We start from the raw sequence: 17,482 nt of genomic DNA, 5'->3' as shown, positions 1-17,482 counted from the left end.
TATGCGTACCGTCAAACCCACCATGCTCACCGCGCTATTTGCCGCCCTGCTCGCCGGGCAGGTCCAGGCACACGGCCTGTGGACCGAACAGCGCCGCGGCCATATCGAAACCATCTACGGCCACGGTGCGGAAGACGCCGCCTTCAAGGCCGAGAAAATCAGCGGCGCCTGGGCCTATGACGCCGCCGGCAAGATGATCCCGGTGACCGTCCAGCGCCTGGAGGATCACGCCCGCCTGCAACCGCTGAAAACCCCGGCGGTGCTCGGCGTAGCCCTGGATAACGGCGCCTGGTCGCTAACCCCGGACAAGCAGTGGATCAATCAGGGCCGCAGCAAAGTGCCGAACTCGACCGAGTCACTGCACACGTTCAAGTACAGCCTGGCGATTTACCAGGAAGGCGCCACGTTGCCGAAGCTGGATCAATTGAAGATGGTTATCCTGCCGGAAGTCGACCCACTCAAGGTCGGCCCCGGCAAGCCGCTGGCCGTGCGGGTACTGGTAGATGGCAAACCAGCTGCGGGGGTCGAGCTGATCGGTGACTACCGTGGCGCGCCGCACCAGGTCAGCGCCACCACCGATGCCGACGGCCGCGCCCAGGTACTGGTGCGCAACGAAGGGCTGAACATCATCAGCGCGTCCATCGACCTGCCAGTCAAAGGCGACAAGGACATCGAGACGCGCGGTCTGTTTACCTCGCTGACCTTCCTCGGTGCAGCGCACCACGAGTAAGGCTTCGCAGATAACAAAAAGCCGGAGCAGTGCTCCGGCTTTTTTACGACTGCCAGTTAAAGACCTTGCAGCGCGTCCAACAGCGCCTGATTCTGCTCCGACGTACCGATGGTGATACGCAGAAACTGGGCAATACGCTGCTGCTTGAAGTGACGCACGATCACGCCCTGCTCACGCAAACCGGCCGCCAGAGTCGCCGCGTCCTTGTCCGGATGGCGGGCAAACACGAAGTTCGCCTGTGATGGCAGCACCTCAAAGCCGAGCTTTTCCAGCCCAGCCACCACAGCCTCACGGCTTTCGATCACCCGCTGGCACGTCTGCTCGAAGTACGCCTTGTCCTCGAAGGCTGCGGCCGCGCCGGCAATCGCCATACGGTCCAACGGGTAGGAGTTGAAGCTGTTCTTGATCCGCTCGAGCGCTTCGATCAGGTCCGGATGCCCCACCGCAATGCCGACCCGCAATCCGGCCAGCGAGCGCGACTTGGACAGGGTCTGGCTGACCAGCAGGTTGGGGTATTTATTCACCAGGCTGATCGCCGTTTCACCGCCGAAGTCGATGTAGGCTTCATCCACCAGCACCACGGTATCCGGGTTCGCCTTGAGCAAACGCTCGATCGCCTCCAGCGCTAGCCCACAGCCAGTCGGCGCATTGGGGTTGGGGAATATAATGCCGCCGTTGGGCCGCACGTAATCCTCAACGCGAATCTGGAACTGCTCATCCAGCGGCACCTGTACAAAATCGATGCCATAAAGGCCGCAGTACACCGGGTAGAAGCTGTAGCTGATATCCGGGAACAGCAGCGGCTGGCCGTGCTGGAATAGTCCGTGGAAGGCGTGCGCCAGCACCTCGTCGGAACCGTTGCCGACAAATACCTGAGCGGTCTGCACGCCGTAATAGTCAGCCACCGCCTGTTTCAGGCGGTCGCTGTTCGGGTCCGGGTACAGGCGCAGGTTGTCATTGACCTCGGCCTGCATGGCGGCGATGGCCTTGGGCGACGGACCATAGGGGTTTTCGTTGGTGTTTAGTTTGACCAGCTTAGCCAGTTTCGGCTGTTCACCTGGCACATAAGGCACCAGGTCTTTGACGAAGGGGCTCCAGAATTTGCTCATCTGCCCTTCTCTCCTCGAATTCGATTCTGGGGTGAGGCGCGCCTCGCGCGCCCTGAAAATTCAGTTCTTGATGCGGTATTCGGCGCTACGGGCGTGGGCGGTCAGCGACTCGCCACGGGCCAGCACGCTGGCAACCTTGCCCAGCTCCGACGCGCCTTCGGCCGAGCAATGAATGATCGACGAGCGCTTCTGGAAGTCGTACACCCCCAGCGGCGAGGAATAACGCGCGGTACCCGAGGTCGGCAGCACGTGGTTAGGGCCGGCGCAGTAGTCACCCAGGGCCTCGGCGGTGTAACGGCCCATAAAGATCGCACCAGCGTGACGAATTAGCGGCAGGTATTCCTCAGGGTTCTCCACCGACAGCTCCAGGTGCTCCGGCGCGATACGGTTGGCCACTTCAATGGCCTGAGCCATGTCGGCCACCTGAATCAGCGCGCCACGGCCTTCCAGTGAGGTGCGTGCAATCGTCTCGCGCTCCAGGGTCGGCAGCAGTTTGGCAATGCTTTCGGCGACGCGATCAAGGAAGGCGGCATCCGGGCTGACCAGGATCGACTGGGCGTCTTCGTCGTGCTCGGCCTGGGAGAACAGGTCCATGGCGATCCAATCCGGATCGGTCTGGCCGTCACAGACCACAAGAATTTCCGACGGCCCGGCGATCATGTCGATACCGACCTTGCCGAACACATGGCGCTTAGCCGTGGCGACGTAGATATTGCCCGGGCCGACGATCTTGTCCACCGGGGGCACGCTTTCGGTGCCATAGGCCAACGCTGCGACGGCTTGCGCACCACCGATGGTGAATACTCGGTCGACGCCGGCGATGCAGGCGGCCGCCAGCACCAACTCATTGATTTCGCCACGCGGGGTTGGCACCACCATCACCACTTCCGGCACACCGGCGACCTTGGCTGGGATGGCGTTCATCAGCACCGAAGACGGATAGGACGCCTTGCCACCCGGCACATACAGACCGGCGCGGTCCAGCGGGGTGACCTTCTGCCCCAACACCGTGCCGTCGGCTTCGGTGTAGGTCCAGGAATCCTGTTTCTGCCGCTCGTGGTAGCTGCGCACGCGCTCGGCGGCTTTTTCCAGGGCGCTGCGCTGCTCCGGCGTGATGCGGGTCAGGGCCAGTTCCAGACGCTCGCGCGGCAGAATCAGATCCGCCATGGACGCAACATCCAGGCCATCGAACTGCTTGGTGAACTCGACCAGCGCCGCATCGCCGCGCTCACGCACCGCCTTGATGATATCAAGCACGCGCTGGTTGACCGCGTCGTCCGAGACACTTTCCCAGCTCAGCAGATGATCCAGATGCTGGGCAAAGCCCTGGTCAGCGGCATTGAGTCGGCGGATAGCGATTGGAGCGGTCATAGCGGGCCTCTTAAGTTGGCAAATGCTCGGGCGTCGCTAGGCTACCAAGCCCACCGTATGGACGCCCGAGATAATTGGCTATGACACGGATAGGCAGACGCGGCGTAATGCCGCGTTGAGGGTATTAGCGGGGGTGTCGCGCTTCAACCGCATCGCGCAGGGTGTCGATCAACGCCTGAATGCGCGCGTGCTGCATCTTCATCGACGCCTTATTGACGATCAGCCGCGAGCTGATCATGGCGATCAGCTCCTGAGCTTCCAAGCCGTTGGCACGCAGGGTGTTACCGGTGTCAACCACATCAATGATCTTGTCAGCCAATCCCACCAGCGGCGCCAACTCCATCGAGCCATACAGCTTGATGATGTCGACCTGACGGCCCTGTTCGGCGTAATACCGTTTGGCCACATTGACGAACTTGGTGGCCACTCGCAGACGGCCTTTCGGCTCTGGTGCGCCAACAGCACCGGCGGTCATCAGCTTGCATTGGGCAATGCGCAGGTCCAGCGGCTCATACAAGCCCTGGCCGCCGTATTCCATCAGCACATCTTTACCAGCCACGCCGAGATCGGCCGCGCCGTGTTCGACATAAGTCGGCACGTCGGTGGCACGCACGATCAGCAGGCGCACATCATCCAGAGTGGTCGGGATGATCAGCTTGCGACTTTTATCCGGGTTCTCGGTCGGCTCAATGCCCGCCGCAGCAAGCAGCGGCAGGGTGTCATCGAGAATCCGGCCTTTGGAAAGAGCAATGGTCAGCATGGTCTTAGCCCGGCACGCGGCGAATCTTCGCCCCCAGCAACTGCAATTTCTCTTCGATGCACTCGTAACCACGGTCGATGTGGTAAATGCGGTCGATCAGGGTGTCACCTTCGGCGACCAGTGCCGAGATCACCAGGCTGGCCGACGCTCGCAGGTCGGTGGCCATGACGGGCGCGCCCTTGAGCTTCTCGACCCCAGTGACGATGGCGGTGTTGCCCTCGACCTGGATCTGCGCGCCCATGCGGATCATTTCATGCACATGCATAAAGCGGTTTTCGAACACGGTTTCGATCACCGTGCCGGTACCTTCGGCAATTGCATTGAGGGCAATAAACTGCGCCTGCATATCGGTGGGGAACGCCGGGTACGGAGCGGTGCGCAGGTTGACGGCTTTCGGCCGCTTGCCATGCATGTTCAGCTCGATCCAGTCATTACCACAGGTCACTTCTGCACCGGCTTCCTGCAACTTGGAAAGTACGGCTTCCAAGGTGGTCGGATCGGTGTCTTTCACTTTGACGCGGCCGCCCGTGACAGCCGCCGCCACCAGGTAGGTACCGGTTTCGATACGGTCAGGCATCACGCTGAAACGCGCACCGTGCAGACGCTCGACGCCATCAATGGTGATGGTGTCAGTACCAGCACCGCTGATTTTCGCGCCCATGGCAATCAGGCAGTTAGCCAGGTCGACCACTTCCGGCTCGCGCGCGGCGTTTTCCAGCACGCTGCGGCCACGGGCCAGGGTCGCGGCCATCATGATGTTTTCAGTACCGGTCACACTCACGGTATCGAAGAAGAAGTGCGCGCCACGCAGGCCGCCTTCAGGAGCCTTGGCCTTGATGTAGCCGGCCTCTACATCGATGATCGCGCCCATGGCTTCGAGGCCACGGATGTGCAGGTCAACCGGACGCGAGCCGATGGCGCAGCCACCCGGCAGGGCCACTTCGGCATAACCAAAGCGCGCGACCATCGGGCCGAGCACCAGGATCGAGGCGCGCATGGTTTTCACCAGCTCATAGGGCGCAACCAGAGTCTTGATGGCCCGCGCGTCGACTTCGACGCTGAGTTTCTCGTCAATGATCGGCTCGATGCCCATGCGACCGAACAGCTCGATCATGGTGGTGATGTCGTGTAGGTGCGGCAGGTTGCAGATAGTGACAGGCGCGTCACCGAGCAGGGTGGCGGCGAGAATCGGCAGGGCAGAGTTCTTCGCCCCGGAAATGCGGATTTCGCCATCAAGGCGCACACCGCCGGTAATAATCAGTTTGTCCATGATTCTCTCGGTTTAGGAGCGCGCGGCCCAATCGGCACGGCTGAAGAATTTCATACTCACGGCGTGAATGCTGCCATCGGCGATCCAGGCATTGAGGTGAGCGTAGATCTGCTGCTGGCGTTTGACCGGACTAAGGGCGGCCAATTCGTCACTGATCAGGTTCAGCTGAAAGTTGCAGCCTTCGCCTTCAACTTCCACCTGGGTATCCGGCAATTTAGCCTCAAGGAGACTCTTTACTTCTAAGGCCTGCATGCTCAACCTCGATCAACGCATAAATTAACGACAGCCGAGCAGACGCTCGCGGGTCGAGCATCATACAAAAAAGCCCCCCGCCTGCGAACCCCGCATTACTGCCAGCCGACCGAAGCCTTGATCAGGCTTGCAGCGGTAGAATCTCCAGCAAACCGCAAACGCCAGCGATCTCGCGCATGTCCTTGGGCAGATTACTCACGTTCAGGGTCTTGCCGGCCGCACTGGCATCACGCATAAACGCCAATAACAGCGACAGCCCGACGCTGCTGGATTTCTCCACACCCGCGCAATCAATCACGCATGCCGCCGCCGGACTGACCTTGAGCAGGCGCGCACCGTGCTCACGCAGCGCTGGCGCGCTCAGGTAATCGAGTACGCCGGTAAGGCTAAAAACGCCAGGTGACGCCTCACGGATACTGGCTTGACTCACGATGCATTGGCCCCTTGGCGGGCTTTGGCAACGGTCTCGGTCCAGTTGTCGATGACCTTGTCCAGGTCATTGCGATTGTCTTGCATGGCCTGGGCGAACTGATCACGGAATAACTTACCGACGTTAATGCCGTTGATCACCACGTTGCGCATCTTCCAGGTGCCATCGAGGCTGACCATGGTGTAAGACAGCGGGTAAACCACGCCCTTGCCGTCCCTGATCTCCATATTAACCGCTGTACGCTCTGGGTCCTGCTGCCCCGCAACTGGAAGGACGCGAATGTCCTGATTGTTGTATTCCAGCAGGGCATTGCCATAGAACTGCATCAGGCTGCGCTTGAAATTCTCCTGAAAACGCTGCATCTGCTCAGGCGAAGCCTGGCGCGAGTAGCGCACGGTCATCACGCCACGAGACATACCATCAGCATCCACTACCGGGCCGAGAATGCTGTTCAGGGCGTTGTAAAACGCACCCGGATCGGTACGGTACTGCTCTTTGTTGACCTTGAGGTCTGCTAGTAGCGTGGTGGTGGTCTGCTGTACCACTTCATGAGCGGCTGGAGCTGCCAAGACCTGGAATGAGATGGCGGCCAGGCAGATAAACAAACCGTTACGCAGCGTTTTGAACATAGTCAGCACCCCTCTTAATTTGCCTGGTCTTTGTTGACCGAATTCAGCAAAAACTTACCAATCAGGTCTTCCAGCACCAACGACGACTGCGTGTCGTGAATGGTGCTGCCATCACGCAGCACCTCTTCTTCGCCGCCCACGCTAATACCAATGTATTTCTCGCCCAACAAGCCCGCGGTCAGAATCGAGGCGGTAGAGTCTGCCGGCAAGTTATCCACGGCATCATCCAACACCATGGTGACGCGTCCCATGTAGCTGTTGCGGTCCAGATCAATGGCGGTGACCTTACCAATCGTCACGCCGGCCATGGTCACTTTCGATCTGACCGTCAACCCCGCGATATTCTCAAAGTGCGCATACACCTTGTAGGTATTTTCACTGCTGCCAACAGTCAGGCCGCTCACGCGCAAGGCCAGCAGCAACAAGGCCAACAACCCAGCCAACAGGAACAAGCCGACACCCACTTCCAGCGTGCGGTTCTGCATCAGAAATCTCCAAACATCAAAGCAGTCAGAATAAAGTCCAGCCCCAGCACGGCGAGCGAGGCGTACACCACGGTTTTCGTGGTAGCACGACTAATCCCTTCCGAAGTCGGCTCACAGTCATAGCCCTGAAACACGGCAATCCAGGTCACAACAAACGCAAAGACCACACTCTTGATCACACCATTGAGCACATCTTCACGGAATGAAACACTGCTTTGCATGTTGGCCCAGAACGAACCTTCATAAACCCCCAGCCAGTCGACGGCGACCATCGCACCGCCCCAGATACCGACCACACTGAAGATCATCGCCAGCAGCGGCATCGAGATAAAACCGGCCCAAAGCCGCGGCGCGACAATATATTTGAGCGGATCAACGCCGATCATCGCCAGGCTCGACAGCTGCTCGGTGGATTTCATATTGCCGATTTCCGCAGTCAACGCCGAACCGGCGCGACCGGCAAACAGCAAGGCAGTAACCACTGGCCCCAATTCGCGCAGCAGTGTGAGGGCGACCATTTGCCCCACCGCCTGCTCGGAACCGTATTTGGCCAGAATGCTGAAGCCCTGCAGCGACAGCACCATGCCGATAAAGATGCCGGACACCACAATGATGGCAAGAGACATCACCCCAACCGAATACAGCTGTTTGATTAGTAGCTGAAAACTGTTACCGGTCGAGCCACGCCCCAACAGCGCACGCAGCAAAAACAGCACCGAGCGCCCCAGCGTGGCCACCACATCAATACCGGCGCGACCGAACAGGCGCACCCGCTCGAGCACAGATGTCTTGCGCATCAGCGCCCCCCCAGAAGATCGTCGCGGTAATTGGCCGCCGGAAAGTGAAACGGTACCGGGCCATCGGGGATGCCCTGCATAAACTGACGCACGCGCGGATTATCCGAGGCCATCAACTCCGCCGGCGTGCCCTGCCCCAGCACCTGGGTGTCGCCCACAATATAGATGTAGTCGGCAATACTGGCGGTTTCCGCCAGGTCATGAGACACCACAATGCTGGTGATCGCTAACGCATCGCTCAGCAGGCGAATCAGTCGCACCAGAACGCCCATGGCAATCGGGTCCTGGCCGACGAAAGGCTCGTCATACATCAGTATTTGTGGGTCCAAGGCAATCGCTCGAGCCAATGCCACACGACGCTTCATGCCGCCCGAGAGCTCATCCGGCATCAACTCCAGCGCACCACGAAGGCCCACCGCCTGCAACTTCATCAGGACAATGTCGCGAATCATCTCTTCAGGGAGTTTGGTGTGCACGCGCAGGGGAAAGGCAACGTTCTCGAACACGTCCAGGTCGGTAAACAGCGCACCACTCTGGAACAGCACGCCCATCTGTTTGCGCATGTCGAACAGCTCACTGCGCGACAGCGTCGGCAAGTTCAGCCCGTTGACCCAAACCTCACCCTGACTCGGCTTGAGCTCAGCCGCGATCAAGCGCAACAGCGTGGTTTTGCCACAGCCAGACGGGCCCATGATCCCCGTGACTTTGCCACGGGGAATCTGGATGTCGATGTTTTTGAAAATATCCCGCTCGCCACGTTTGAAGCTGACGTTCTTCAGCTCAACCGCATACGGGTTCTCGGCGCTCATCTGGACTCCTTGCTCAACGCTTGCCTGACTGACGTATCGCCCCGAACAAAGGGCACTACAGATCGTCGAACGTACCGAAAATGGCCGCGAACTATACCACTGCGGCACTGACCGCCCAAGACTGAAGGTGTTGCCGAAGATAAGCGCCGCACAGTTCCTGCAAACAACCCACAAATGGAAACACTGGGCAGGCGCACCTTTACCGTTATAATCGGCAGCTTTTAGCCCGTACGCCGCAGAGAAGTCATGAGCCAATCAACCGATCTGATTCAGTCAGCGCAGCGCACCATTCGCTTGGAGCTCGAAGCTATTCAGGATCTGCTGGCGCGCATCAATGATGATTTTGTGCGCGCCTGCGAGCTGATTCTCGCCAGCAAGGGTCGCGTAGTGGTACTCGGCATGGGCAAATCCGGCCACGTTGGCAACAAGATTGCCGCCACCTTGGCCAGCACCGGCACCACTGCATTTTTCGTGCACCCGGCCGAAGCGAGTCACGGCGACATGGGCATGATCACCCGCGATGACGTGGTACTGGCACTATCCAACTCAGGCTCTACCGCAGAAATTGTGACCCTGCTGCCGCTGATCAAACGCCTCGGCATCCGCCTGATCAGCATGACCGGCAATCCAGACTCTCCGCTGGCCACTGCCGCTGAAGTCAACCTGGACGCCCGCGTGTCTCAGGAAGCCTGCCCACTGAACCTGGCGCCAACGTCGTCGACTACCGTGTCACTGGTTCTAGGCGATGCTCTTGCCGTAGCCTTGCTCGAAGCTCGCGGCTTTACCGCCGAAGATTTTGCTTTTTCCCATCCGGGCGGCGCACTGGGCCGACGCCTGCTGCTTAAGGTGGACAACGTGATGCACGCCGGCGACAACCTGCCACGCATCAAGCGCGGTACATCGCTGCGTGATGCACTACTGGAAATGACCCAGAAAGGCCTGGGCATGACCGTGGTAACAGAGGATGACGGTCGCCTAGCCGGGATATTCACTGACGGCGACCTGCGCCGTACCCTGGACCGCAATATCGACGTGCGCCAGACCATTATCGATGACGTAATGACCGTCCACGGCAAGACTGCCCGTGCAGACATGCTGGCGGCAGAGGCCTTGAAAATCATGGAAGACCACAAGATCAGCTCACTGGTCGTTGTCGACGAAAACGATCTGCCCATCGGCGCACTGAACATGCACGATCTGCTCCGTGCCGGAGTGATGTGATGATCGATGCCGACCTGCTGCAACGCGCTCAAGCCATAAAACTGGCCATTTTCGATGTCGACGGCGTCCTCACAGACGGCAAGCTTTATTTTCTGGTCGACGGCAGCGAATTCAAGACGTTCAACACCCTCGACGGTCATGGCATCAAGATGCTGATCAACTCCGGCGTGCGCACCGCGATTATCAGCGGCCGCAAAACACCCGTGGTTGAACGCCGCGCGCAAAATCTGGGGATTCAGCACCTCTATCAAGGCCGCGAAGACAAGCTGGTAGTTCTTGATGAACTGCTTGGTGAACTGGGCCTAAACTATGCAGAGGTTGCATACCTCGGTGACGACTTGCCCGACCTGCCGGTGATTCGCCGCGTCGGCCTGGGCATGGCTGTTGCCAGCGCCGACAACTTTGTCCGCCAGCACGCCCATGGGGTTACCCGCGCCCGCGGAGGCGAAGGCGCCGCCCGCGAGTTCTGCGAACTGATCATGCACGCCCAAGGCACCCTCGAAGCCGCCCAAGCTGCTTACCTATAGGCCAAACATGCCCCGCAAATTATTCAACATTGTCCTGTTTGCCTTTGTCGCACTAGTGGTAGCGGCGCTCGGCTATTGGAACCTCAGCCCTGACAGTTTCAACGAACAGCCTCAGTCAGCTGAGACCGACACCACCATCGACTTTTACGCCACCAACACCTACACCGTTCAATACCAGGCCGATGGCAAACTGCACTATGAGTTGAAGGCCGACAAGGTCGAGCACGTCAAGGCCAACGACATCACCCTGATGACCAGCCCGAATATGAACCTGTTCCGCGGTACCGAGCTGCCCTGGAAAATCCGCAGCGAGCGCGGTGAAGTATCGCCAGGCGGGGTTGAGGTCGAGCTGATCGACAAGGTGCGCGTTGAGCGTACCGACGCCAAAGGCCGTCCGACTATTCTTACCACCAGCCGCCTGACCGTATTCCCCGAGAAGGAATATGCGCAGACCCAGCAAGCCGTTAGAATCGACGCGGCCAATGGGGTGACCACGGCAAAAGGAATGAAAGCGTACATGAATGACGGCAGGATGCTCCTGCTGTCCAACGTAAGAGGTCAGCATGAGGCTCGTTAACACCCTCCCCCTACTACTCAGCCTCAGCGCCGCAGTCGGAAGTGTCAGCGCCTGGGCCCTACCCTCCGATCGCGAACAGCCTATCCGCATCCAGGCTGACAGCGCGGAACTTGATGACAAGCAAGGCGTAGCGGTCTACCGCGGTGATGTCGTCATCACCCAGGGCACCATGAAGGTCACTGGCGACACCGTGACCATCACCCAGAATGCCCAAGGCGATGTCGAGGTATTTACCTCCGTCGGCAAGCCGGCCTATTACGAGCAACTACCGTCAGCCGACAAGCAGATCGTCAAGGCTTACGGCCTGACCATTCAGTACTTCATGGCCAACGAACGCGTCGTCCTGATCGATCAGGCCAAGGTGATTCAGGAAGGCAACACCTTCGAAGGCGAAAAAATCGTCTATGACACCCAGCGCCAGATCGTCAACGCCGGCCGCGCCACAGGCACCAACGTCACCGCGCCACGTCCGCGCATCGACATGGTGATCCAGCCGAAGAACAAACCAGCCGACCAGCAGGCGCAGTAATAATGGCCACATTGAAAGCCCAACACCTGGCAAAGAGCTACAAAGGCCGCCAGGTTGTGCGCGACGTCAGCCTGAGTATCGACAGCGGGCAGATTGTCGGCTTGCTTGGCCCCAACGGCGCCGGCAAGACCACCTGTTTCTACATGATCGTCGGCCTCGTACAGGCCGATCAGGGTCGCGTGATGATCGATGATCTCGACGTCAGTCATCAGCCCATGCATGGCCGCGCTCGCGCCGGCATTGGCTACCTGCCGCAGGAAGCCTCGATTTTCCGCAAGCTCAGCGTCGCCGACAACATCATGGCCATCCTGGAAACCCGCAAGGACCTGGACGGTGCCGCTCGTCGCAAGGAACTTGAAGGCCTGCTGCAGGAATTCCATATCAGCCATATCCGCGACAACCTCGGCATGAGCCTGTCTGGTGGTGAGCGCCGCCGCGTGGAAATTGCCCGCGCCCTGGCGACTAACCCCAAGTTCATCCTGCTCGACGAACCCTTCGCCGGTGTCGATCCGATTTCCGTCGGCGATATCAAGCAGATCATCCACCACCTCAAGGCCAAGGGTATCGGTGTATTGATCACCGACCACAACGTGCGCGAGACCCTGGATATCTGCGAAACCGCTTATATCGTCAGCGATGGCCAGCTGATCGCAGAGGGTGATGCCGAGGCCATTCTGGCCAACCAGACAGTCAAAGAAGTGTATCTGGGGCATGAGTTCCGGCTGTAACCACCGCTTTTCTCAAGCCGACTGCAGCCAAGGCTAGGCAAAACCCTTAAAGTCAGGCATATAATTTGCTTCCTAGTGGCGCTTTTTGAAAACGCCCTGTTGTGGATTGCGCACAGACGCCGGTAAATAAGGTCTGCAATGAAACCATCGCTAGTCCTGAGAATGGGCCAGCAGCTGACGATGACACCGCAGCTGCAACAGGCCATCCGCCTGCTCCAACTGTCTACCCTGGATCTTCAGCAAGAGATCCAGGAGGCTTTGGAGTCCAACCCGATGCTCGAACGCCAGGAAGATGGCGATGATTTCGACAATTCGGACCCTATGGCTGATGGCGCAGAAAGCGCCAGCCCCAGCGAACAGCCCGAAGCGCCCTATCAGGAAACCAACTACCAGGAAGCCACGCAGACCGTGGACAACCTGGAAGAAGGCGATTGGGGCGAACGCATTCCCAATGAGCTGCCCGTCGATACCGCCTGGGAAGATATCTACCAGACCAGCGCCAGCAGCCTGCCCAGCAGCACCAACGATGATGACGAGTGGGATTTCACTACCCGCACCTCCAGCGGTGAGAGCCTGCAAAGCCACCTGCTCTGGCAGCTCAACCTGGCCCCGATGTCCGATAAGGATCGACTGATCGGCGTCACCCTGATCGACTGCATCAACGAACAGGGCTACCTGGAAGAAACCCTGGAAGAAGTGGTCGAGGCCTTCGACCCGGAACTGGACATCGAGCTCGACGAAGTCGAAGCCGTGTTGCACCGCATCCAGCAATTCGAGCCCACCGGTATCGCCGCGCGCAACCTGGGCGAGTGCCTGCTTCTGCAACTGCGTCAGCTGCCGGCGAAAACCCCTTGGCTAAGCGAAGCTCAGCGCCTGGCCAGCGACTACCTCGACCTGCTCGGCAGCCGCGACTACAGCCAGTTGATGCGCCGCATGAAGCTCAAAGAAGACGAGCTGCGCCAGGTTATCGACCTAATTCAAAGCCTCAACCCGCGCCCTGGCTCGCAGATCGAATCCAGCGAGCCGGAATACGTGGTACCCGATGTAATCGTGCGCAAACACAACGAGCGCTGGCTGGTTGAACTCAACCAGGAAGCCATGCCGCGCCTGCGGGTCAACGCGCAATACGCCGGCTTTGTGAAACGCGCCGATTCCAGCGCCGACAACACCTTTATGCGTAACCAGCTGCAGGAAGCGCGCTGGTTTATCAAAAGCCTGCAAAGCCGCAACGAAACTTTGATGAAAGTGGCCACGCAGATCGTTGAACACCAGCGCGGCTTCCTCGACTACGGCGATGAGGCAATGAAACCCCTGGTGCTGCACGATATTGCCGAAGCGGTGGGCATGCACGAGTCGACCATCTCGCGGGTGACCACGCAGAAATTCATGCACACCCCGCGTGGCATTTACGAGCTGAAATACTTCTTTTCCAGCCACGTCAGCACCTCTGAAGGCGGCGAATGCTCGTCCACGGCAATCCGCGCCATCATCAAAAAACTGGTCGCCGCGGAAAATGCGAAAAAGCCGTTGAGTGACAGCAAGATCGCTGGTTTACTGGAAGCACAGGGCATTCAAGTCGCTCGCCGCACGGTCGCCAAGTACCGTGAGTCCCTCGGAATAGCGCCTTCCAGTGAGCGCAAACGATTGATCTAAGGCGGCACGAAGAAGGAAGACATCAACCCAGACAGAACATGCCCAGGCCTCGCCTTTTCGCAAAAGCAGCCATACTGCCAACATGCAATCAGCGACCGTGCCAGGCTCGTTCTACCCGAGTCTTCCACGCCACAGTGTTCCGGCGGCAGGCCTCATGCCTGCCTCTTACACACGGCAACAAGGAGAAAGCGGTATGCAAGTCAACATCAGTGGACACCAGCTGGATGTGACCGACGCCCTACGCGACTACATCGCCGAAAAACTCGGCCGATTGGAGCGCCACTTCGACAAGATCACCAATGTACAAGTCACCATGGAGGTCGAGAAACTCAAACAGAAAATCGAAGCGACCCTGCACATTGCTGGCGGTGAAGTCGTCGCCAATGCCGAACATGAAGACATGTACGCAGCCATCGATCTACTGACTGATAAACTCGACCGACAACTCATCAAACACAAGGAAAAACAGCTCGAACGTCAACAGGGCGCTATGGCCCGCTGACATCGTCTACCTCCTATGATCCGACTTGAAACTATCCTGACCCCCGGCCGTTCTTTAGTGAACGTGCCGGGCGGCAGCAAAAAACGTGTCCTCGAACAGATTGCCAACCTGGTGGCCCGTGAGCTACCTGACCTGGACGGCCAAGACATCTTCGAAAGCCTGATAGCCCGGGAAAAACTTGGCTCGACCGGTTTCGGCAATGGCATTGCCATTCCGCACTGTCGCCTGCCGGGTTGTACCGCGCCGATCAGCGCCTTGCTGCGCCTGGACGCTGCAGTAGACTTCGACGCCATCGACGGTGCGCCTGTGGACCTGCTGTTTGTTCTGCTGGTGCCCGAAGCTGCCACCGACGCTCACCTAGAACTGCTCCGGCAGATCGCCAGCATGCTCGATCGCAGCGATGTGCGTGCCAGCCTGCGCCAAGCCGAAAGCAGCGAAGCCCTGTATCAGGTGGTTGTGGACGTACAAAGCCAACTCAACCGAGCCTGAGCATGCGCCTGATCATCGTTAGCGGTCGCTCCGGCTCCGGGAAGAGCACCGCCCTCGATGTGCTTGAGGACAACGGTTTCTACTGCATCGACAACCTGCCAGCCGGGCTGCTGCCTGAACTGGCTGAGCGCGCCCTGCTGCACACCGAACTGCTGCATCCGCAGGTCGCGGTGTCGATTGATGCGCGCAACCTGCCGAGCCACCTCAAGCGCTTTCCCGAGCTGCTTGAAGAAGTTCGCGCACGGCACATCAAGTGCGATGTGATCTATCTGGATGCCGACGAAGAAACCCTGCTCAAGCGCTTCTCGGAAACCCGCAGACGCCACCCGCTGACCAACGAGAGTCGCTCGCTGGCTGAAGCCATCGCCGATGAAGCGCTGCTGCTAGGGCCGATCATCGACCTAGCCGACCTGAAGATCGACACCACTCACCTCAACCTGTACCAGCTGCGCGACAGCCTGAAGCTGCGCCTGCTCAATCAGCCAGAGCCAGGTACCGCGTTTCTGCTGGAGTCCTTTGGCTTCAAGCGCGGCATGCCGGTGGATGCTGATCTGGTATTCGATGTGCGCTGCCTGCCCAATCCCTACTGGAAGCCGGACTTGCGCGACTTCTCCGGCCTCGACCAGCCGGTAGTCGACTACCTCTCAGCCCAGGCCGATGTCGAAGACATGTACCAGGACATCCTCGCCTACCTGACCAAATGGCTGCCGCGCTTTGCCGCCAGCAACCGCGCCTATGTCACGGTGGCGATTGGCTGCACCGGCGGCCACCACCGCTCGGTGTACCTGGCCAACCGCCTGGGGGAAACCCTCAAACCCATCCTGAAAAACGTTCAGACTCGCCACCGCGACCTCAGCTAAGGAATTGCCGCGATGCCCGCCTGCGAAATCACCATTATCAACAAACTTGGCCTGCACGCCCGCGCGGCGGCCAAGTTTGTCGGCGTCGCTGGGCGTTTTCCCTGCCAGGTTAAGGTAGGTCGCACGCCGGAGAGTCTGGTCGACGGCAAAAGCATCATGGCAGTAATGATGCTCGCCGCCGGCAAAGGCACACCGGTGCACCTGCACACCGAAGGCGAGCAGGATAGCGAGGCGCTGCAGGCCCTGAGCGAGCTGATCAACAACTACTTCGACGAAGGCGAATAGCTGATCGAGAGACAGTAAAATGGGGCTGAACGCTTACGCGTTAGCCCCATTTTTCATGCGACCTGAATCAACTACCCGCCACAGTCATCCGCTCAATCAGCACCGAACCTGTGCGGATATTGCTGCGCAGTTCCAGATCATTACCGACTGCAACAATCTGCTTGAACATGTCGCGCAGGTTGCCGGCAATCGTGACTTCCTGCACCGGGAACTGGATTTCGCCATTCTCAACCCAGTAGCCACCGGCACCGCGCGAATAATCACCGGTGACCATATTCAGGCCCTGGCCCATCAGCTCAGTGACCAGCAGACCACGCCCCATGCGTTTGAGCAGCGCCTTCTGGTCTTCATCGCCATGGCTTACAAACAGGTTATGCACGCCACCGGAGTTGGCGGTGCTGGGCATACCCAGCTTGCGTCCGGAGTAGGTGCCGAGCACATAGGACAGCAGCTCGCCGCGCTCGACAAAGGATTTTGCATAGGTCGCCAGACCGTCGCCATCAAAGGCAGCGCTGCCCAGCGCACGGGGGATATGTGGGCGCTCATCCAGTGTCAACCACGTAGGGAATAACTGCTGACCTAGTGTCCCTTCAAGAAACGACGACTTGCGGTACAAATTGCCGCCGGAAATCGCCGCGAGAAAACTGCCAAACAGGCCACCCGCTAATTCTGCAGCGAACAGCACTGGCACTTCGCAGGTCGGCACCGGACGCGCACCCAACCGGCTTACCGCACGCTCGGCGGCACGACGGCCAATGCTGCTGGCATCGGCCAGCAACTCACCCTGGCGATTAACGTCGTACCAATAGTCGCGCTGCATCTGCCCGCCGTCTTCGGCGATCATCACGCTGCTCAAGCTGTGCCGCGTGCTGGCGTAACCGCTGATAAAGCCATGGCTGTTGCCATAAACCCGGCAGCCTTGATGGGTATTCAGCGTGGTGCCGTCGGCGTTCTTGATCCGCTGATCGGCAGCAAAAGCCGCCGCCTCGCAGCTCAAGGCCTGCTCGATGGCTTGCTCTGGCGTGATCGACCAGGCATGGTACAGATCCAGCTGGGGCAGCTCGCGGGCCATCAGTGCGGCATCGGCCAAGCCGGCACACTCATCTTCAGAGGCATGTTTGGCAATCGCCAGGGCGGCTGCGACCGTTTCACGGATCGCCGCCTCACCACTTGCAGAGGTGCTGGCAGAGCCCTTGCGCTGCCCCACATACAACGTGATGCCAAAACCTTGGTCGCGGTTGAATTCGACTGTTTCCACATCACCCTGACGCACCGTGGTGGACAAGCCCTGTTCCACCGAGACGGCAACCTCGCAGGCACTCGCGCCCTGCTTTTTAGCCTCGGCAATAATCTGCTCCACCTGCGCCTGTAAATGCGGCACAGCCTGCGGGCCGACGATGTCTACTGCACTCATAAGAACTCCTGAACGATAAGCGGCAAACGCGGCCACACAGGCCAGACGCTTACAG

22 protein-coding genes are annotated in these 17,482 nt (G+C 59.3%); 11 read left to right on the top strand and 11 right to left on the bottom strand.

Annotated features, from left to right (window positions below; genetic code table 11):
* Position 1 precedes the first annotated feature (1 nt).
* Positions 2-730: a DUF4198 domain-containing protein gene (locus HCI85_RS19785; RefSeq protein ID WP_167147436.1), complete on the top strand. Its 729-nt coding sequence runs from the start codon at positions 2-4 to the stop codon at positions 728-730.
* A 56-nt stretch (positions 731-786) separates the two neighbouring features.
* Here HCI85_RS19785 and hisC read toward each other — a convergent pair whose 3' ends face one another.
* From hisC to HCI85_RS19735, 10 genes are all read right to left on the bottom strand, one after another.
* Complete coding sequence (gene hisC / locus HCI85_RS19780) at positions 787-1,839, bottom strand: histidinol-phosphate transaminase (protein ID WP_167147433.1); 1,053 nt, start codon at positions 1,837-1,839, stop codon at positions 787-789.
* Positions 1,840-1,899: 60 nt separating this feature from the next.
* Positions 1,900-3,210, bottom strand: coding sequence for a histidinol dehydrogenase (gene hisD / locus HCI85_RS19775; RefSeq protein WP_167147430.1), 1,311 nt, complete (start codon positions 3,208-3,210; stop codon positions 1,900-1,902).
* 124 nt (positions 3,211-3,334) lie between these two features.
* Positions 3,335-3,970: an ATP phosphoribosyltransferase gene (gene hisG, locus HCI85_RS19770; protein ID WP_090255484.1), complete on the bottom strand. Its 636-nt coding sequence runs from the start codon at positions 3,968-3,970 to the stop codon at positions 3,335-3,337.
* A gap of 4 nt (positions 3,971-3,974) precedes the next feature.
* Positions 3,975-5,240 carry a UDP-N-acetylglucosamine 1-carboxyvinyltransferase gene (murA, locus tag HCI85_RS19765; protein ID WP_090255485.1) on the bottom strand — a complete coding sequence of 422 codons (1,266 nt, stop codon included), beginning with the start codon at positions 5,238-5,240 and terminating at the stop codon, positions 3,975-3,977.
* Between the two features lie 12 nt (positions 5,241-5,252).
* Positions 5,253-5,492, bottom strand: coding sequence for a BolA family protein (locus HCI85_RS19760; protein WP_090255487.1), 240 nt, complete (start codon positions 5,490-5,492; stop codon positions 5,253-5,255).
* Between the two features lie 121 nt (positions 5,493-5,613).
* Positions 5,614-5,922 carry an STAS domain-containing protein gene (locus tag HCI85_RS19755; RefSeq protein WP_167147426.1) on the bottom strand — a complete coding sequence of 103 codons (309 nt, stop codon included), beginning with the start codon at positions 5,920-5,922 and terminating at the stop codon, positions 5,614-5,616.
* The gene (locus HCI85_RS19750; RefSeq protein WP_167147423.1) at positions 5,919-6,551 is read right to left on the bottom strand and encodes an MlaC/ttg2D family ABC transporter substrate-binding protein; all 633 of its coding nucleotides are present in this window, start codon (positions 6,549-6,551) and stop codon (positions 5,919-5,921) included. Before HCI85_RS19750 ends, HCI85_RS19755 begins: the two co-directional genes overlap by 4 nt.
* Positions 6,552-6,565: 14 nt before the next feature.
* Positions 6,566-7,036, bottom strand: coding sequence for an outer membrane lipid asymmetry maintenance protein MlaD (gene mlaD / locus HCI85_RS19745; RefSeq protein ID WP_090255493.1), 471 nt, complete (start codon positions 7,034-7,036; stop codon positions 6,566-6,568).
* Positions 7,036-7,833, bottom strand: a complete 798-nt coding sequence (gene mlaE, locus HCI85_RS19740) for a lipid asymmetry maintenance ABC transporter permease subunit MlaE (protein ID WP_090255496.1) — start codon at positions 7,831-7,833, stop codon at positions 7,036-7,038. The genes mlaD and mlaE overlap by 1 nt, the downstream gene beginning before the upstream one ends.
* A complete protein-coding gene (locus HCI85_RS19735) occupies positions 7,833-8,642 on the bottom strand; it encodes an ATP-binding cassette domain-containing protein (protein ID WP_160089118.1) in 810 nt (269 codons plus the stop codon). Before HCI85_RS19735 ends, mlaE begins: the two co-directional genes overlap by 1 nt.
* A gap of 246 nt (positions 8,643-8,888) precedes the next feature.
* On the opposite strand from HCI85_RS19735, the gene HCI85_RS19730 reads away from it, so the two are divergent.
* The 10 genes from HCI85_RS19730 (at position 8,889) to HCI85_RS19685 (ending at position 16,013) form a co-directional block, all read left to right on the top strand.
* Positions 8,889-9,863 carry a KpsF/GutQ family sugar-phosphate isomerase gene (locus HCI85_RS19730; RefSeq protein ID WP_090255499.1) on the top strand — a complete coding sequence of 325 codons (975 nt, stop codon included), beginning with the start codon at positions 8,889-8,891 and terminating at the stop codon, positions 9,861-9,863.
* A complete protein-coding gene (locus HCI85_RS19725) occupies positions 9,863-10,390 on the top strand; it encodes a KdsC family phosphatase (protein ID WP_167147420.1) in 528 nt (175 codons plus the stop codon). The genes HCI85_RS19730 and HCI85_RS19725 overlap by 1 nt, the downstream gene beginning before the upstream one ends.
* A gap of 7 nt (positions 10,391-10,397) precedes the next feature.
* Complete coding sequence (lptC, locus tag HCI85_RS19720) at positions 10,398-10,967, top strand: LPS export ABC transporter periplasmic protein LptC (protein WP_167147417.1); 570 nt, start codon at positions 10,398-10,400, stop codon at positions 10,965-10,967.
* Entirely contained in the window at positions 10,954-11,496 is a 543-nt protein-coding gene (gene lptA, locus HCI85_RS19715) for a lipopolysaccharide transport periplasmic protein LptA (protein ID WP_167147414.1), read from the top strand. The genes lptC and lptA overlap by 14 nt, the downstream gene beginning before the upstream one ends.
* A 2-nt stretch (positions 11,497-11,498) precedes the next feature.
* The gene (gene lptB / locus HCI85_RS19710) at positions 11,499-12,224 is read left to right on the top strand and encodes an LPS export ABC transporter ATP-binding protein (protein ID WP_090255506.1); all 726 of its coding nucleotides are present in this window, start codon (positions 11,499-11,501) and stop codon (positions 12,222-12,224) included.
* Between the two features lie 138 nt (positions 12,225-12,362).
* Positions 12,363-13,877, top strand: a complete 1,515-nt coding sequence (locus tag HCI85_RS19705; protein ID WP_160089126.1) for an RNA polymerase factor sigma-54 — start codon at positions 12,363-12,365, stop codon at positions 13,875-13,877.
* A gap of 193 nt (positions 13,878-14,070) precedes the next feature.
* Positions 14,071-14,379 carry a ribosome hibernation-promoting factor, HPF/YfiA family gene (hpf, locus tag HCI85_RS19700; protein ID WP_090255510.1) on the top strand — a complete coding sequence of 103 codons (309 nt, stop codon included), beginning with the start codon at positions 14,071-14,073 and terminating at the stop codon, positions 14,377-14,379.
* A gap of 15 nt (positions 14,380-14,394) precedes the next feature.
* Positions 14,395-14,868 (top strand): PTS IIA-like nitrogen regulatory protein PtsN, encoded by a 474-nt coding sequence (ptsN, locus tag HCI85_RS19695; protein WP_108488228.1) that lies wholly within the window; start codon positions 14,395-14,397, stop codon positions 14,866-14,868.
* A gap of 2 nt (positions 14,869-14,870) precedes the next feature.
* Positions 14,871-15,728 (top strand): RNase adapter RapZ, encoded by an 858-nt coding sequence (gene rapZ, locus HCI85_RS19690; protein WP_090255514.1) that lies wholly within the window; start codon positions 14,871-14,873, stop codon positions 15,726-15,728.
* A gap of 12 nt (positions 15,729-15,740) precedes the next feature.
* Positions 15,741-16,013, top strand: a complete 273-nt coding sequence (locus HCI85_RS19685; protein WP_090255517.1) for an HPr family phosphocarrier protein — start codon at positions 15,741-15,743, stop codon at positions 16,011-16,013.
* Between the two features lie 67 nt (positions 16,014-16,080).
* On the opposite strand, the gene pmbA is transcribed toward HCI85_RS19685, so the two are convergent.
* Entirely contained in the window at positions 16,081-17,427 is a 1,347-nt protein-coding gene (gene pmbA / locus HCI85_RS19680) for a metalloprotease PmbA (protein WP_167147411.1), read from the bottom strand.
* Positions 17,428-17,482: the final 55 nt, after the last annotated feature.

Source organism: Pseudomonas sp. OTU750018 (genome assembly GCF_011636575.1).
Lineage (GTDB): Bacteria > Pseudomonadota > Gammaproteobacteria > Pseudomonadales > Pseudomonadaceae > Aquipseudomonas > Aquipseudomonas peli.
Note: the sequence above shows the minus strand (reverse complement) of the source record. Positions and strands in the feature narration are given on the sequence as shown.

What these genes read in the sequence shown, in the direction of transcription:
- HCI85_RS19785 (WP_167147436.1), top strand. Translation starts at nt 2, where the DNA reads ATGCGTACCGTCAAACCCACCATGCTCACCGCGCTATTTGCCGCCCTG.
- hisC (WP_167147433.1), bottom strand. Translation starts at nt 1,839, where the DNA reads ATGAGCAAATTCTGGAGCCCCTTCGTCAAAGACCTGGTGCCTTATGTG.
- hisD (WP_167147430.1), bottom strand. Translation starts at nt 3,210, where the DNA reads ATGACCGCTCCAATCGCTATCCGCCGACTCAATGCCGCTGACCAGGGC.
- hisG (WP_090255484.1), bottom strand. Translation starts at nt 3,970, where the DNA reads ATGCTGACCATTGCTCTTTCCAAAGGCCGGATTCTCGATGACACCCTG.
- murA (WP_090255485.1), bottom strand. Translation starts at nt 5,240, where the DNA reads ATGGACAAACTGATTATTACCGGCGGTGTGCGCCTTGATGGCGAAATC.
- HCI85_RS19760 (WP_090255487.1), bottom strand. Translation starts at nt 5,492, where the DNA reads ATGCAGGCCTTAGAAGTAAAGAGTCTCCTTGAGGCTAAATTGCCGGAT.
- HCI85_RS19750 (WP_167147423.1), bottom strand. Translation starts at nt 6,551, where the DNA reads ATGTTCAAAACGCTGCGTAACGGTTTGTTTATCTGCCTGGCCGCCATC.
- mlaD (WP_090255493.1), bottom strand. Translation starts at nt 7,036, where the DNA reads ATGCAGAACCGCACGCTGGAAGTGGGTGTCGGCTTGTTCCTGTTGGCT.
- mlaE (WP_090255496.1), bottom strand. Translation starts at nt 7,833, where the DNA reads ATGCGCAAGACATCTGTGCTCGAGCGGGTGCGCCTGTTCGGTCGCGCC.
- HCI85_RS19735 (WP_160089118.1), bottom strand. Translation starts at nt 8,642, where the DNA reads ATGAGCGCCGAGAACCCGTATGCGGTTGAGCTGAAGAACGTCAGCTTC.
- HCI85_RS19730 (WP_090255499.1), top strand. Translation starts at nt 8,889, where the DNA reads ATGAGCCAATCAACCGATCTGATTCAGTCAGCGCAGCGCACCATTCGC.
- HCI85_RS19725 (WP_167147420.1), top strand. Translation starts at nt 9,863, where the DNA reads ATGATCGATGCCGACCTGCTGCAACGCGCTCAAGCCATAAAACTGGCC.
- lptC (WP_167147417.1), top strand. Translation starts at nt 10,398, where the DNA reads ATGCCCCGCAAATTATTCAACATTGTCCTGTTTGCCTTTGTCGCACTA.
- lptA (WP_167147414.1), top strand. Translation starts at nt 10,954, where the DNA reads ATGAGGCTCGTTAACACCCTCCCCCTACTACTCAGCCTCAGCGCCGCA.
- lptB (WP_090255506.1), top strand. Translation starts at nt 11,499, where the DNA reads ATGGCCACATTGAAAGCCCAACACCTGGCAAAGAGCTACAAAGGCCGC.
- HCI85_RS19705 (WP_160089126.1), top strand. Translation starts at nt 12,363, where the DNA reads ATGAAACCATCGCTAGTCCTGAGAATGGGCCAGCAGCTGACGATGACA.
- hpf (WP_090255510.1), top strand. Translation starts at nt 14,071, where the DNA reads ATGCAAGTCAACATCAGTGGACACCAGCTGGATGTGACCGACGCCCTA.
- ptsN (WP_108488228.1), top strand. Translation starts at nt 14,395, where the DNA reads ATGATCCGACTTGAAACTATCCTGACCCCCGGCCGTTCTTTAGTGAAC.
- rapZ (WP_090255514.1), top strand. Translation starts at nt 14,871, where the DNA reads ATGCGCCTGATCATCGTTAGCGGTCGCTCCGGCTCCGGGAAGAGCACC.
- HCI85_RS19685 (WP_090255517.1), top strand. Translation starts at nt 15,741, where the DNA reads ATGCCCGCCTGCGAAATCACCATTATCAACAAACTTGGCCTGCACGCC.
- pmbA (WP_167147411.1), bottom strand. Translation starts at nt 17,427, where the DNA reads ATGAGTGCAGTAGACATCGTCGGCCCGCAGGCTGTGCCGCATTTACAG.